Raw genomic sequence first — 17,422 nt, forward strand, 5'->3', positions numbered from 1 at the left:
CCACTAATCAATTGCTATCTTTTTAGGCACGGATTACACGGATTAACGCAGTTGTTTTGCAATAATGACAACACTAAAGACAGTGAATTCCGTGTAATCCGTGCCTAAATTATCATATAAACTAATTATGAACATCATTATATGAATGATTATAGATGAAAAATATCATGAAGAAGTTATTGCTGGCTGTTTTTAGTATAACCACAACTTTCTCTCTGTATGCGCAACGCGAAGTTCCGCAGGAACGGATGGAGCAGATTTATGAGGAAGTGAAGACACCGTATAAGTACGGTCTTGCCATCGCACCGGCAGACAATCATCATAAGATCGATTGCCCTACCGTTTTCCGTCAGGGAGACAAGTGGTTGATGACCTACGTCGTCTATAACGGTAAAAGTGGAACGGACGGACGCGGATACGAGACATGGATAGCGGAAAGCGACAATTTGCTTGAATGGCGTACTTTGGGACGAATTCTTTCTTACCGGGATGGGAAATGGGATTGTAACCAGCGTGGCGGCTTTCCTGCATTACCGGATATGGAATGGGGTGGAAGCTATGAACTTCAAACTTATAAAGGCCGCCATTGGATGACGTATATCGGTGGCGAAGGCACCGGCTACGAAGCAGTGAAAGCTCCGCTTTACATCGGACTGGCATCAACAAAAGAAGATATTTCCACTGCCCACGAATGGGAATCTCTGGACAAACCGATCTTAAGCATCCATGATAAAGATGCCCAATGGTGGGAGAAACTGACTCAATATAAGAGTACCGTTTATTGGGATAAGGATAAAACATTGGGTACCCCGTTTGTGATGTATTATAATGCAGGCGGTCGTCATCCGGAAACGGATTTAAAAGGAGAACGTGTCGGCATCGCTCTTTCCAAGGATATGAAGACTTGGAAACGTTATCCGGGAAATCCAGTCTTTGCGCATGAAGCGGATGGAACAATTACAGGAGATGCACATATCCAGAAGATGGGTGATGTGTATGTGATGTTCTATTTCTCTGCTTTTGAGCCTTCGCGTAAATATAAGGCATTCAATACGTTTGCCGCCAGCTATGATTTGGTGAACTGGACTGACTGGAAAGGAGCCGATCTGGTCATCCCTTCCAAGAACTACGATGAATTGTTTGCTCATAAGAGTTATGTGGTAAAGCATGATGGAGTGGTTTATCATTTTTATTGTGCAGTAAACAACGCAGAGCAACGTGGCATTGCCATCGCTACTAGTAAGCCGATGGGACGTTCGGCGGTTCGCTTTCCGAAACCGGAAATTAAAAATCGTCGGTTAATCACTACATTGAATGAGGGTTGGAAGACCTGGATTACAGAGGCTACTCATTTGAAAGGTAATTTCAGGATGCCTGCAAAGACGGTGAATATCCCTCATAATTGGGATGATTATTATGGATATCGCCAGTTGACACATGGAAATATGCATGGAACTGCCATGTATGTAAAAGACTTCACCACCGATATAAAATCCGGGAAACGATATTTCCTTCGTTTTGATGGAGTGGGTACATACGCTACCATTAAAGTAAACGGAACGGACTTCGGACGTCATCCTGTTGGACGTACTACATTAACCTTGGACGTTACAGATGCAATGAAGCAGGGAACAAATCGCCTGGAAGTAAAAGCCGAGCATCCGGAAATGATTGCCGATATGCCTTGGGTATGTGGTGGATGTTCATCGGAATGGGGATTCAGTGAGGGGTCACAGCCCTTCGGTATTTTCCGTCCTGTGGTGCTGGAGGTGACCGATGAAATTCGTATAGAACCTTTTGGTGTACACATCTGGAATGATGAAAAGGCTGCTAACGTATTTATTGAAACGGAGGTTAAGAATTATGGTAAGGCAACAGAAACGATAGAGTTGGTCAATAAACTAAGCAATGCCGATGGAAAACAAGTTTTCCGTTTGGTGGAGAAAGTAACTTTGGCTCCGGGAGAAATGAAAGTCGTTCGCCAGCAAGCTCCTGTCGAGAAACCTGTTTTGTGGGATACAGAAAATCCATATCTCTATAAACTTGCCAGTATGATTAAACGTGATGCAAAAACTACGGATGAGATTTCAACACCGTTTGGTATCCGTACCATTAGCTGGCCGGTCAAACGGAATGATGGAGACGGACGTTTTTACCTGAACGGAAAACCGGTGTTTATTAATGGGGTATGCGAGTACGAACATCAGTTCGGACAGAGCCATGCATTCAGCAATGAACAGGTGGCTGCAAGAGTAAAACAGATACGTGCGGCCGGGTTCAATGCATTCCGGGATGCTCACCAGCCCCATCATCTCGACTATCAGAAGTATTGGGATGAAGAGGGAGTCCTCTTCTGGACACAATTATCTGCTCATGTATGGTATGATACTCCGGAGTTTCGCGAGAACTTCAAGAAGTTACTTCGTCAATGGGTGAAAGAACGTCGCAATTCTCCTTCAGTGGTAATGTGGGGATTACAGAATGAAAGTACTTTACCTCGTGAATTTGCGCAGGAATGCAGTGATATTATTCGTGAGATGGATCCGACTGCAAAGACAATGCGTGTCATTACAACTTGTAATGGCGGCGAAGGTACAGACTGGAATGTGATTCAGAATTGGAGCGGTACGTATGGGGGAGATGTGACTAAATATGGTCGGGAACTTTCTCAAGTTAACCAATTATTGAATGGGGAATATGGAGCATGGAGAAGCATCGGTTTGCATACGGAACCGGAAGATTTCCAAGTGAATGGAGTGTGGAGTGAAGACCGTATGTGTCAGCTGATGGAAACCAAAATCCGCTTGGCGGAGCAGGTTAAAGACAGTGTTTGCGGACAGTTTCAGTGGATATACAGCAGCCATGACAATCCCGGACGCCGCCAACCGGATGAAGCATATCGCAGAATAGATAAAGTCGGTCCGTTCAATTACAAAGGATTGGTTACTCCATGGGAAGAACCGTTGGATGTGTATTATATGTATCGTGCCAACTATGTTTCCGCAGCCAAAGATCCGATGGTCTATCTCGTATCCCATACATGGACCGACCGTTTTGAGAAAGGACGTCGCCGTGCTACTATAGAGGCTTACAGTAATTGTGATTCAGTGTTGCTTTACAATGATATGACAAATGAAAAGGCAACCTTCCTCGGACGTAAAAAGAACAACGGAACGGGTACTCATTTTATGTGGGAAAACCGGGATATTCGTTATAACGTACTTCGTGCTGTGGGATATTATAAAGGTAAACCGGTAGCGGAAGACTTAATAGTGTTCAAGGGTTTGGAACAGGCTCCCAACTTCGAACTTCTTTATCAGGATGATAAAAAGATATTAAAAGGAGAGGCAGGATATAATTATCTATATCGTCTTAATTGCGGAGGAGATGATTATATGGATAGTTTCGGACAGTTGTGGTTGCAGGACAATACGAACTATTCCCATTCATGGGCGGAAAACTTCAAGGATCTGAATCCATATCTTGCCAGCCAACGTACTACCAATGATCCGATTCGTGGCACTCGTGACTGGAAGTTATTCCAGCATTTCCGTTTCGGACGTCATCAGTTGGAAGTTCGTTTCCCTGTGGCAGATGGAACATATCGTATTGAACTGTATTTCACAGAACCCTGGCATGGCACAGGTGGAAGTACTTCCACCGACTGTGAAGGACTGCGTATATTCGATGTTGCCGTGAATGATTCTGTCGTATTAGACGACTTGGATATCTGGGCAGAAAGCGGTCATGACGGAGTTTGCAAGAAGGTGGTATATGCCACAGTTAAAGGGGGAATGTTAAGAATTAATTTCCCGGAAGTGAAAGCAGGTCAAGCCTTAATTTCGGGCATTGCTATTGCTTCCACAAATATGGAACTGAAACCGACGGTATTCCCTGCATCCGATTGGAGTTGGGAAAAGGCTGATAAAGAAGTGATGGAAAAGACTCCGAAAGAGTTGCTTCCTGAAGACAAGAACGCCCGTGTCAGTGTAGCCTATGAAGCGGAAGCTGCTACATTGAAAGGTAACTATCAGAAGAAGGAACATCGCAAACAGACAGGAGTGTTCTTTGGCAAAGGAAAAGGGAACAGCATTGAATGGAATGTTTCTACCGGATTGGCTCAAGTGTATGCTCTTCGCTTTAAGTATATGAATACTTCCGGAAAACCAATGCCTGTCCTAATGAAGTTCATAGATTCGAAAGGGGTGGTATTGAAAGAGGATGTATTGACCTTCCCGGAGACACCGGATAAATGGAAGATGATGAGCACCACTACCGGAACCTTTATCAATGCCGGACATTATAAAGTTGAACTTTCAGCAGAAAATATGGAAGGACTTGCTTTTGATGCGTTGGATATTCAATAAAAAAGAACGAATGAAAATATATACTTTACTGCTTGGTGCCTTGTTTGTTAGCCCAATACAGGCACAAACAATACATGATTGGGAGAATCATCATGTTCTTCAGATTAATCGTGAACCGGCAAGAGCCGCTTTTATCCCTTTCTCTATCCAGAAAGGAGACTGTTTGATGTCTTTGGATGGAACTTGGAAATTCCGTTGGACTCCTGTTCCCAATGAAAGAGTCCTGAATTTCTATCAGATAAACTTTGATGATAAAAGCTGGATGGATTTTCCTGTTCCGGCAAACTGGGAAGTGAACGGATATGGTACGCCTATTTATGTTTCAGCAGGTTACCCGTTCAAAATAGATCCCCCGCGAGTGATGGGAGAACCCAAAACTGACTATACCACGTATAAAGAACGGAACCCAGTCGGACAATATCGCCGTACATTTATTTTGCCAGCCGGATGGGAAGCGAACGGGCAGACTTTTCTACGGTTTGAGGGCGTAATGAGTGCCTTCTATGTTTGGGTTAATGGCGAACGGGTAGGGTATAGCCAAGGCAGTATGGAACCGAGTGAATTCAACGTCACGAAGTATCTGAAATCCGGAGAAAATCAGATTTCATTGGAAGTTTACCGGTATAGCGACGGTTCCTACTTGGAAGATCAGGATTTCTGGCGTTTTGGAGGTATTCATCGCAGCATTCACCTGATACATACTCCGGACATTCGTATCCGTGATTACGCTGTACGCACTCTGCCTGCATCTACTGGTAATTATAAAGACTTTATTTTGCAGATTGATCCGCAATTCAGTGTGTATAGAGGAATGACCGGTAAAGGTTATATCCTGCAAGGAGTATTAAAAGATGCTTCAGGCAAAGAAATCGTTGTATTGAAAGGTGATGTGGAAGATATACTTGATTTGGAGCATAAAGCAAGCCGGATGAATGAATGGTATCCGCAGCGGGGACCTCGTAAAATGGGACGTTTATCAGCCGTTATAAAATCACCGGAAAGATGGACGGCAGAAACGCCCTATCTTTATAAGCTGCACTTAACCTTGCAAAATGAGGAAGGAAAAGTAGTGGAACAGATAGAACAAACTGTGGGCTTCCGTTCTGTAGAAATCAAAAAAGGACAACTGTTGGTGAATGGCAGTCCGGTTCGTTTTCGTGGAGTAAATCGCCATGAACATGATCCCCGAACGGCACGTGTCATGAGCGAGGAACGAATGCTTCAGGATATTCTCTTAATGAAACAGGCGAATATAAATGCCGTACGTACCAGTCATTATCCGAACGTCAGCCGTTGGTATGAGTTATGCGACAGCTTGGGACTGTATGTGATGGACGAAGCGGATATAGAAGAACACGGATTGCGCGGAACACTGGCAAGCACTCCCGACTGGCATGCAGCATTTATGGACCGTGCAGTTCGTATGGCGGAGCGTGACAAGAATTATCCAAGCATCGTCATGTGGAGCATGGGAAACGAGAGTGGTTATGGACCGAACTTCGCCGCTATCTCTGCATGGCTGCATGATTTTGACCCGACTCGTCCTGTACATTATGAAGGAGCACAGGGAGTGGATGGCGATCCTGACCCGAAAACTGTCGATGTTATCAGCCGCTTTTATACCCGGGTGAAACAAGAATACTTGAATCCCGGTATTGCCGAAGGAGAGGATAAAGAACGAGCTGAAAATGCACGCTGGGAACGGTTGTTGGAGATTGCGGAACGCACCAATGACGACCGTCCGGTAATGACAAGTGAATATGCACATTCCATGGGGAATGCATTGGGAAATTTCAAGGAATATTGGGATGAGATATATAGCAATCCCCGTATGCTGGGTGGTTTTATATGGGATTGGGTAGATCAGGGAATCTACAAAACTTTACCCGATGGCCATACCATGGTGGCTTATGGGGGTGATTTCGGTGATAAACCGAATTTAAAAGCGTTCTGCTTTAATGGATTGCTGATGAGCGAGCGTGAAACTACGCCTAAATATTGGGAAGTAAAGAAAGTGTATGCACCCGTCGAACTAAAAATGGAAAACGGGAAACTGAAAGTAACGAACCGGAATCACCACACCGGCTTGTCTCAATATCGTTGCCTATGGACTGTGTCAATCGATGGAAAGCAGAAAGAGGAGGGAGAAATTACCTTACCGGAAATAGCTCCCGGAGGGAGTCAGACGATAGATTTGCCGACTTTCCGCTCATTGAAAGGCTCCGGTTCTTTGAGTAATCAAACAAAGAGAGGTCAAGGGAAAGCTCTGTCTGATTGCCAGCTAAAAGTAAGCATCGTTTTGAAATCGGATGCCCCTTGGGCAAAAGCGGGGCATGAAGTGACTTGGGAGCAATTCTGCTTGCAGAAAGGAGATTTGATCTCTACTGATCTAGTCAATAAAGGAACACTTCAAGTGAAAGAGGATAATCAGTCCTTATTGATTAGCGGACGCGGTTTTTCCGTTCAGTGGGAAAAGAAAATGAACGGAAGCATGACTTCCCTTATATATAATGGCAAAGAGATGTTAGCTCATTTAGATGATTTTCCTGTTCAACCCGTCACTCAAGTTTTCCGTGCTCCAACAGACAATGACAAGAGTTTCGGGAATTGGCTGGCTAAAGACTGGAAATTGCATGCAATGGATAGTCCGCAGATAAATTTAGAATCTTTCAACCATGAAGTACGTGCAGACGGGGCGGTAATTGTACGGATCCAAACAAGCAATTTATATAAAGAAGGAAAAGTGACTACAACTTCTGTTTACACTGTTTCTTCAGATGGAACGATTGATTTAAAGACGACTTTCCTACCACAAGGAGTTCTTCCCGAAATCCCCCGTTTAGGAATCGCATTCTGTCTGGCATCTGTTTACAATACATTTACTTGGTATGGCAGGGGACCGCAGGACAATTATCCTGACCGCAAAACATCTGCCGCTATAGGGCTTTGGAAAGGAAGTGTGGCGGAACAATATGTGCATTATCCCCGTCCCCAGGATAGTGGAAATAAAGAAGAAGTACACTATCTTACCCTGACTGACAAACAGAATAAAGGTATTCGTGTTGATGCGGTAGAAAATGTATTTTCCGCATCTGCTTTGCACTATACTGTGCAGGATATCTATCAAGAAACTCATGATTGTAATTTAAAACCACGTGCGGAAGTCATTCTAAGTATGGATGCTGCCGTGCTTGGATTAGGAAACAGTAGTTGCGGACCGGGTGTATTGAAGAAATATGCCATAGAGAAAAAGGAACACACGCTGCATCTACGTATCAGTAAACAAGGATAGAAATAAATAACTAACACAATTATAAAAGTAACAATGAAAAAAGTAACCACTTTATTATCAACCTTAGCGTTGGCAACTACCTTGGCTGCTCAAAACCTTCCACAAACGGAAAGGCAATATCTCTCCGGTCACGGATGCGACGACATGGTTGAATGGGACTTCTTTTGTACCGACGGACGCAATTCCGGGAAATGGACGAAAATCGGTGTACCTTCCTGCTGGGAGTTGCAAGGATTCGGCACCTATCAGTATGGAATCACTTTCTATGGCAAACCATTCCCTGAAGGCGTTGCCAATGAAAAAGGTATGTATAAGTATGAGTTTGAAGTTCCGGAAAAATTCCGCGGCAAACAGGTGAATCTTGTATTCGAGGCTTCAATGACGGATACGGAAGTGAAAGTGAATGGACGCAAAGTGGGTTCCAAACATCAGGGGGCTTTCTATCGTTTTTCATATAACGTCACGGATTTCCTGAAATATGGTAAGAAAAACCTGTTGGAAGTCACTGTTGCCAAAGAGAGTGAAAATGCTAGTGTGAATCTGGCTGAACGTCGTGCTGATTATTGGAATTTTGGAGGTATCTTCCGTCCGGTATTCCTGGAGGTGAAACCTGCTGTAAACCTGCGACATATTGCTATTGATGCAAAGATGGATGGATCTTTCCGTGCCAACTGCTACACCAATATCTCCAATGACGGCATGAGTATTCGTACACAGATTCTGGATAAAAAAGGAAAGAAGTTAGCGGAAACCACTGTACCTGTAAAAGCGGGTGGCGACTGGACTTCCCTGCAACTGAATGTCTCTAACCCTGCACTATGGACTGCGGAAACTCCGAATCTTTATAAAGCCCAATTCTCCCTATTGGATAAGGACGGTAAAGTGCTGCATAGTGAAACGGAAAACTTTGGTTTCCGTACCATTGAAGTACGTGAAAGCGACGGACTTTATATAAACGGAGTGCGTATCAATGTACGTGGTGTCAATCGTCATAGCTTCCGTCCTGAAAGTGGCCGTACATTGAGTAAAGCGAAGAATATCGAAGATGTTCTTTTAATGAAAGACATGAATATGAATTCTGTCCGTTTGAGCCACTATCCGGCTGACCCGGAATTTCTGGAAGCTTGTGATTCTCTCGGACTTTATGTGATGGATGAATTGGGAGGCTGGCATGGCAAATATGATACGCCCACCGGAGTACGTCTGATTGAAGGCATGATAGAACGTGACGTGAATCATCCGTCTATTATCTGGTGGAGCAATGGTAATGAAAAAGGATGGAATACTGAATTGGACGGAGAGTTTCATAAATACGACCCGCAGAAACGTCCGGTTATTCACCCGCAAGGCAATTTCTCCGGTTTTGAAACAATGCATTACCGCTCTTACGGAGAAAGCCAGAACTATATGCGTTTGCCGGAAATCTTTATGCCTACAGAATTCTTGCATGGTTTGTACGATGGAGGTCATGGTGCCGGATTATATGATTATTGGGAAATGATGCGCAAGCATCCCCGTTGTATCGGTGGTTTCCTTTGGGTATTGGCAGATGAAGGAGTGAAGCGTGTGGATATGGATGGCTTCATTGATAATCAGGGAAACTTTGGAGCCGACGGTATTGTAGGACCACATCACGAAAAGGAGGGTAGCTACTACACTATCAAGCAGTTATGGAGTCCGATACAGATTATGAATACTTCTATCGACAGGCAATTTGACGGTAAATTCTCCGTAGAAAACCGTTATGATTATCTGAATCTGAATACCTGTCGTTTCCTTTGGAAGCAAGTGAAGTTTCCACAGGCAACGGATGCTTCTAATGCCGCTGCTCAAGTGTTGAAAGAAGGAGAAGTGCAGGGTAGTGACGTGGCTGCTCATTCGGCGGGTGTCTTGGATATAAAAACAAATATCCTCGCCAATACAGATGCTCTTTACCTGACAGCTATTGATAAATACGGTCATGAACTTTGGCGCTGGACTTTCCCGGTTGATAAACTGAACCAGCAAACTGAACCGATCTCCTTCTTATCCATCCGCCCTACCTATACGGAAACTGAAAATGATCTCACAGTGAAGGCGAACAAGCGTACGTTCATCTTCTCAAAGAAAGACGGACAATTAAAAGGAGTATCTGTAGATAATCGTAAAATTAGTTTCGCCAATGGTCCCCGTTTCATTGGAGCCCGTCGTGCAGACCGCTCATTGGATCAATTCTATAACCATGATGATGAGAAAGCAAAAGAAAAAGACCGTACATATAGCGAATTCCCCGATGCTGCCGTATTTACGAAACTGGACGTAAAACAAGAGGGAGGTGATCTGATTGTTACCGCCAATTATAAACTGGGTAATTTAGATAAAGCTCAATGGACAATCAGCCCGAGTGGGGATTTGGTATTGGATTATACCTACAATTTCTCCGGTGTGGTGGATTTAATGGGTATTTGTTTCGATTATCCGGAAGATCAGGTAATCAGTAAACGCTGGTTGGGAGCCGGACCCTATCGTGTATGGCAGAATCGTATTCATGGTACACAATACGATGTATGGGAAAACGACTATAACGACCCTATTCCTGGTGAAACTTTCACTTATCCCGAATTCAAAGGATATTTTGACGATGTTTCCTGGATGAATATCCGGACGAAAGAGGGCATTATCAGCCTGACAAACGAAACTCCCAACACCTATGTCGGAGTATATCAGCCTCGTGACGGTCGCGACCGTTTGCTTTATACTCTTCCCGAGAGTGGAATTTCTCTTCTGAATGTGATTCCTCCGGTACGTAATAAAGTAAACTCCACCGATTTGTGTGGTCCTTCCTCACAACCGAAATGGGTAAATGGTCCACAAACCGGACGGATCGTTTTCCGGTTTATGTAAATAAATGATAAAAAGGTACTCAATATAACATGAGTACCTTTTTTTATTTTATTTTTGTTTCGTTTTATACATCCAGATGAATGAATTCTTTCCTATGTACACAATACTAATTATAGAAGATGAACCCAGAGTTGCAAGTTTGCTGATGAACGGGCTGGAAGAAAATGGTTATCAGGCAATGGTGGCTTATGACGGATTGATGGGGTTACGGCTTTTCCAGACCCATACATTCGATTTGGTCATATCCGACATTGTTCTGCCCAAGATGGACGGATTTGAACTGGCGAAAGAAATTCGCAAGACCAATCCCCATATCCCTATATTAATGTTGACAGCATTAGGATCAACGAATGATAAACTGGACGGTTTCGATGCCGGTGCAGACGATTACATGGTGAAACCCTTTGATTTCAGAGAGTTGAATGCCAGAATCAAAGTACTCCTGAAACGTGTGGCAGGCAATACACAGGAATTGCCGCAGGAACTTGTTTATGCAGATTTACGTATTGACCTTCAACGTAAGGACGTAGAACGAAACGGCATATCCATAAAACTTTCTCCTAAGGAATATAACTTGCTGCTATATATGGTAGAAAATGCTGAAAGAGTATTGAGCAGGGTTGAAATAGCAGAAAAAGTATGGAACACCCATTTTGATACAGGAACGAATTTCATAGATGTATATATCAACTATCTCCGTAAGAAGATAGACAGGGATTTTGAACCAAAACTTATTCATACCAAAGCCGGAATGGGTTTTATACTGACTGATAAGTTATGAAAATCAGAACAACACTGACCCTACAATATGCAGGGCTGACAGCTGCGGTATTCTTCATATTTGTCATAGCCGTCTACTATGTGAGTGAACATTCGCGTAGTAATGCTTTCTTTCGTAATCTGCAAAGTGAAGCTATAACCAAAGCACATTTATTCCTTAAAAATCAAGTAGATGCGCAAACTATGCAGTCTATTTATCTAAATAATCAGAAGTTTATTGATGAAGTAGAAGTTGCTGTCTATACAACCGATTTTAAAATATTATATCACGATGCACTGCAGAACGATATTGTCAAGGAAACACCGGAGATGATAAAGCGAATTCTGAAACAGAAGGATATCAATTTCTATGTGGACGAATATCAGGCAGTAGGATTGGTGTATCCATTTGAAGGCAAAGATTATGTTGTTACCGCTGCCGCCTATGATGGTTACGGATACGCCAATCGGGATGCGTTAAGAAATATACTCATCCTGTCATTTATCGGAGGATTAAGTGTATTGGTGATTGTGGGTTATATCCTGTCTCGAAGCACTTTAAAACCAATACGCAGCATTGTCAAAGAAGCGGAGAAAATTACCGCGTCGCATATCGATAAAAGATTGCCCGTGAAAAATGAGCAGGATGAACTGGGGGAATTAAGTACGACATTCAATGCTCTACTGGAACGCCTGGAGAAGTCTTTCAACTCACAGAAGATGTTTGTCAGTAATGTATCTCATGAATTGCGTACTCCCATGGCGGCCCTTACAGCCGAACTCGATTTAGCTTTATTGAAAGAACGTACCTCCGAACAATATCAGATGGCTATTGGCAATGCTCTTCAAGACTCCCACCGAATTGTAAACCTGATTGACGGACTATTGAACTTGGCAAAAGCCGATTATCAGCCGGAACAGATAACAATGGAAGAAGTCCGTCTGGATGAACTGTTGCTGGATGCCAGAGAACTGGTATTGAAAGCGCATCCGGATTATCATATCGAATTAGTCTTTGAACAGGAAGCCGAAGAGGATAATGTACTGACAGTCATCGGAAACAGCTATCTGCTGACTACCGCCTTTGTAAATCTGGTAGAGAATAACTGCAAATATTCTTCCAACCGGACTTCATCAGTCCTGATCGCCTATTGGGAGCAATGGGCAATCATCCGCTTATCCGATAATGGTGTAGGCATGTCCGATGCAGATAAGGAAAACCTGTTTAAACTGTTTTATCGTGGAGAAAACAAGAATATTGCTCCCGGAAATGGTATAGGCATGAACCTGACACAAAAGATTATTCACCTTCACAAAGGCGAACTTACCGTATCTTCCCATAAGGATGAGGGCACTACCTTTGTGGTAAAACTCCCGCATATCTAAGAAATTCTAATCGTTTTCTAATATCACTCTAATCATTCTCTAACAGCTTCCTTGTGAAGTCCTTCTTACTTTTGCATCGAATTAATAAATGCAGTTAGTAACTTAAAAAAATTAGAGAGTATGGTATGGAAGAAAAAACTGCGTTCATCACAGTACACATTCAATTCAGAGAAAGTCTTTTTGGTTGCCACACAACCCGGTAAGTCAATCTATTCATACTTGCAGACAACAAAGCTTGGATTAACGCTGGGAGAAGTGCAAGAGCGACAGTCTATCTATGGAAGAAACGAAGTGGTCCATGAACAAAAAAAGAACCCGTTTATACTGTTTATCAAAACGTTTATCAATCCTTTCATTGGTGTTCTGACCGGACTTGCCATTATATCCTTGTTTCTGGATGTATTGATGGCCGAACCCGGAGAACAGGAATGGACAGGGGTAATCATTATCTCATCCATGGTGATATTCAGCGCTATCCTGCGTTTCTGGCAGGAATGGCGAGCAAGTGAAGCTACGGATTCTTTAATGAAGATGGTAAAGAACACCTGTCTTGCCAAACGTGCCGGTGAACAGGAAGAAGAGATTGATATCACGGAACTCGTTCCGGGGGATATTGTGTATCTGGCAGCTGGGGATATGGTTCCCGCTGATATTCGGATCATCGATTCAAAAGACTTGTTTATCAGTCAGGCTTCATTGACAGGAGAGTCCGAGCCGATAGAGAAGTTTCCGGAGATACAGAGCCAACAGTTTCGGAAAGGAAGCGTCATAGAGTTGGACAATATTTGTTATATGGGTTCCAATGTGATAAGTGGCGCAGCAAAAGGTATTGTTTATGAAACAGGGAATAAAACATATCTGGGTACGATTGCAAAAAGTCTGGTTGGACATCGTGCCACTACAGCTTTTGATAAAGGTATTAGTAAAGTCAGCTTCTTGTTGATTCGCTTTATGCTGGTAATGGTTCCATTTGTGTTTTTCGTGAATGGTTTCACGAAAGGAGACTGGTTCGAGGCTTTCATTTTTGCCATATCCGTTGCAGTGGGGCTTACCCCGGAAATGTTGCCAATGATTGTGACTGCCAACCTTTCTAAAGGAGCGATAGCCATGTCCAAAAAGAAAACAATAGTAAAGAATCTCAATGCTATTCAGAATTTTGGAGCAATGGACATACTCTGTACTGATAAAACCGGTACATTGACTTGCGATAAAATCGTGCTGGAGAAATATATCAATGCAGATGGTAGCGACGACAACAGTAAACGTATTCTTCGTCATGCCTACTTTAACAGTTATTTCCAGACCGGTTTAAGAAATCTGATGGATAAAGCGATTCTTTCTCATGTAAGAGAGCTGAATCTGGAACATTTGAAAGATGACTACACTAAAGTGGATGAAATACCTTTCGACTTTACACGCAGAAGAATGTCTGTTGTGATAGAAAACAAGCAAGGAAAACGGCAGATCATTACTAAAGGAGCGGTAGAAGAGATTCTCGACGTTTGTTCCTATGCCGAGTTCAACGGGCAGATTCATCCCTTGACTGATGCTTTGAAAATCAAAGCAAAGATGATTAGTGAAGAAATGAATCAGCAAGGAATGAGAGTGTTGGCAGTCTCCCAAAAAAGTTTTATCGAGAAAGATTGTAATTTTGCCATCGAAGATGAAAAAGAAATGGTACTGATCGGGTATCTTGCCTTTCTTGATCCTCCGAAGCCTTCTGCAGTTGAAGCCATCGAACAATTGTATGCACATGGAGTAGCAGTTAAAATATTATCGGGAGATAATGATATCGTAGTAAAAGCCATCGCCCGGCAGGTAGGAATTGACACCAGCCATTTTCTTACCGGGATAGAAATAGAGAATATGAATGAAACGGTATTGAAGGAAGCGGTAAAGAATACCACTTTATTTTCAAAACTGACTCCATTCCAGAAGACACAAATCATCTCTCTATTACAGGAACAGGGCAATACAGTAGGATTTTTAGGAGATGGAATCAATGATGCAGGTGCCTTACGTCAGTCAGACATTGGTATATCTGTCGATTCTGCAGTGGATATAGCGAAAGAAAGCGCAGACATTATCCTGTTGGAAAAAGATTTGATGGTATTGGAAGACGGAGTGCTCGAAGGGAGAAAGACATTTGGTAATATCAATAAGTATATAAAGATGACTGCCAGTTCCAATTTTGGTAATATGTTCAGTGTGATGTTCGCCAGTGCATTCCTGCCGTTTCTGCCTATGATGCCGATACATCTGTTGATTCAGAACTTACTGTATGACATATCGCAGACAACCATTCCATTTGACCGTATGGACCCGGAGTTCCTGAAGAAACCCCGTAAATGGGATGCGTCCGATCTAAGTCGTTTTATGATTTATATAGGACCTATCAGTTCCATCTTCGATATTATTACTTATCTGGTCATGTGGTATGTGTTCAGCTGTAACAGTCCCGAACATCAAACACTGTTTCAGACCGGATGGTTTGTAGAAGGCTTGTTGTCACAGACATTGATTGTCCACATGATACGTACCCGTAAGATACCGTTCATACAAAGCCGCGCCACATGGCCTGTAATGGGACTGACATTCTTAATCATGGCAATAGGTATTCTTATTCCTTTCACCGCTTTCGGACGTTCCATCGGGTTGACAGCTCTTCCTTTGAGCTATTTCCCCTGGCTGATTGGAATTTTGCTTTCTTACTGTATTTTGACGCAAATAGTAAAGAACTGGTATATCAGGAAGTTTGTGCGTTGGCTATAAGATAGGGGAAGAAGTTTTAACAGGAAACACTATAAAATACTGAATTTAATCACTATATTCGCAAAGTAAGTATTTATATTGATACACAAATAACGCCCTATGAGAATGAAGCATTGCCTATTCGTTTTTTTGCCGATATTTATATTATTTATCAGTTGTCGGCAAAAAGTACAAAGTAACTTTCAGCCGGATATTTCCAATCAGACAGAAACCGTTTATGATTTTCCGGAAGAATATGCTGAAGAGATTATTATCACAGGTAAAGTTTTGAACCGTGAATTTTATCCACAAGAAAAAGAACTGACACTTATTATTCCATTTTTCAGAGATATGGAAAATCAGTACCGTACTCCCATTCAAGAGGATGGTTCTTTCTATTTTACTTTTCCTGTTTATGCTAAAATACGGGAGGTTTCTATTCGTAACTATGCAGAGCATTTATATGTGCATCCGGGTGACAGTATCCATTTAGAGATTGATTTCAAGGATATGTTTCATCCTAAAGTAACAGGTGATGCGGAAAAATTGAATCAGGAGATATTGGCTTTTACAGAAAGCGGATATTATTATATGCGTGACTATGGTATCAGGCATGATTTGAGTGTCGAGGATTTTGAAGCAGAGCTAAAGAAAGAATATAATACACGTTTAGAACGCAGGGCCGAATATTTGCAGAAATACAATCCTATGCAAGATGTCGTCATGTTTACGGAGGAATTACTGAAACAGGATTATTATTATACGATCCTGGTTTATGCGAGCCAATGTCAATATCGGACAAGAAAAGAGTTCGCACGATATCACACGCTGTTGCCCGAAATCAATAAATTATATAAAAAAGGAATATTATCAGCCCGCTTGTTTGATATAGTCGATTGGATAGAAAATTATATTCCTACAGGAATGGTTCTTAAAAACAAAGAATACCCAACGATAGATGATATTATGTCCGAAATAGGAGAAAATGAATTGAATCAATATCTATATACTAAAGTTACAGCTAATAGCCTTGAAGCTAATGATACAATTTCCCTCTCAAGGAAGCGTTCGCAATTTGACTCAATCGTAAAAATACCTCATTTGCAGGGACAAATAGCACAGATGTACAGGCAAACTAAAGCGTTCTTGGAGAATCCACAGTCTGTTTCTGATAATTTGTTGTATGGCAAATACAATGAAAGTTCAAATACGTTAACTCCAATGTCGTATATGGAGAGCATATATAAGATCCTTGAAGAAAACCGGGGAAAAGTGATTTATCTCGATTTTTGGGCTACAACTTGTCCGCCTTGCTTGGCAGAGATGGAACCCTTGAAGAAGTTGCGCAGCCAATATTCTACGAAGGATTTGATTATTTATTCCATTTGTTCCGGCGGTAATGATACCAAAAAGCAATGGGAATTGTGTTTAGATAAATACTCGATGAAGAATCATGATATAGAATGTGTCTATGCTGCTGATTATATTGGACTGGAGAATTATCAGAAGATTACCAAACAGTTCAAAATTAATAGGTTGCCATATTATATCTTGATAAACAGAAAAGGACAAATAGTTGATTATGGCACTGTTGCTCGTCCAAGTAATCCTAACCTGTTATTGAGAATTGAGGAAATTGTTAAGCAGTAGAAGGATAATATTCCTTTTGTATAATTAAATACGCCGTCTATATCGGATATGCGTGTATTTCTCCAGATGCAGCTTAATTTAACCATAGTTTTTTTAATCTTTGTAATAAAAAATTCTGCATAAATCGTCCTTTTAAGTTTTAAATTCTATTTTGAATGTTGAGAAAAATTTCCAGGTTATCGATGCGGAATTCTTTTTTGTAATAGGTTGATATACAACACTCTATATTCACTATTTTTGGTTTAAAACCAACGGCCCGTTGTACTAAATCCCGCATACGTAATAGCTAAAGTTTGCTATCTGTATGCGGGATTCCTTTTTTTTGCTGATTTTA

The 17,422-nt window shown here is 42.0% G+C and carries 7 protein-coding genes; all 7 read left to right on the top strand.

Annotation, left to right across the window (positions count from 1 at the left end; all coding sequences use genetic code 11):
- Window positions 1–167: 167 nt before the first annotated feature.
- The 7 genes from I2I13_RS20115 (at window position 168) to I2I13_RS20145 (ending at window position 17,088) form a co-directional block, all read left to right on the top strand.
- The gene (locus I2I13_RS20115) at window positions 168–4,367 is read left to right on the top strand and encodes a malectin domain-containing carbohydrate-binding protein (protein ID WP_195650328.1); all 4,200 of its coding nucleotides are present in this window, start codon (window positions 168–170) and stop codon (window positions 4,365–4,367) included.
- Window positions 4,368–4,377: 10 nt separating this feature from the next.
- Complete coding sequence (locus I2I13_RS20120) at window positions 4,378–7,659, top strand: glycoside hydrolase family 2 TIM barrel-domain containing protein (protein ID WP_195650329.1); 3,282 nt, start codon at window positions 4,378–4,380, stop codon at window positions 7,657–7,659.
- Window positions 7,660–7,692: 33 nt separating this feature from the next.
- Entirely contained in the window at window positions 7,693–10,542 is a 2,850-nt protein-coding gene (locus I2I13_RS20125; RefSeq protein WP_148366740.1) for a glycoside hydrolase family 2 TIM barrel-domain containing protein, read from the top strand.
- A 94-nt stretch (window positions 10,543–10,636) separates the two neighbouring features.
- Window positions 10,637–11,323, top strand: a complete 687-nt coding sequence (locus tag I2I13_RS20130) for a response regulator transcription factor (protein WP_195650330.1) — start codon at window positions 10,637–10,639, stop codon at window positions 11,321–11,323.
- Entirely contained in the window at window positions 11,320–12,687 is a 1,368-nt protein-coding gene (locus I2I13_RS20135; protein WP_195650331.1) for a HAMP domain-containing sensor histidine kinase, read from the top strand. Before I2I13_RS20130 ends, I2I13_RS20135 begins: the two co-directional genes overlap by 4 nt.
- 120 nt (window positions 12,688–12,807) lie before the next feature.
- A complete protein-coding gene (mgtA, locus tag I2I13_RS20140) occupies window positions 12,808–15,459 on the top strand; it encodes a magnesium-translocating P-type ATPase (RefSeq protein WP_195650332.1) in 2,652 nt (883 codons plus the stop codon).
- A 105-nt stretch (window positions 15,460–15,564) separates the two neighbouring features.
- Window positions 15,565–17,088 carry a TlpA disulfide reductase family protein gene (locus I2I13_RS20145; RefSeq protein ID WP_195650333.1) on the top strand — a complete coding sequence of 508 codons (1,524 nt, stop codon included), beginning with the start codon at window positions 15,565–15,567 and terminating at the stop codon, window positions 17,086–17,088.
- Window positions 17,089–17,422 lie beyond the last annotated feature (334 nt).

Source organism: Bacteroides sp. D55t1_190419_B8 (assembly GCF_015558905.1).
Taxonomy (GTDB): Bacteria; Bacteroidota; Bacteroidia; order Bacteroidales; family Bacteroidaceae; genus Bacteroides; species Bacteroides vicugnae.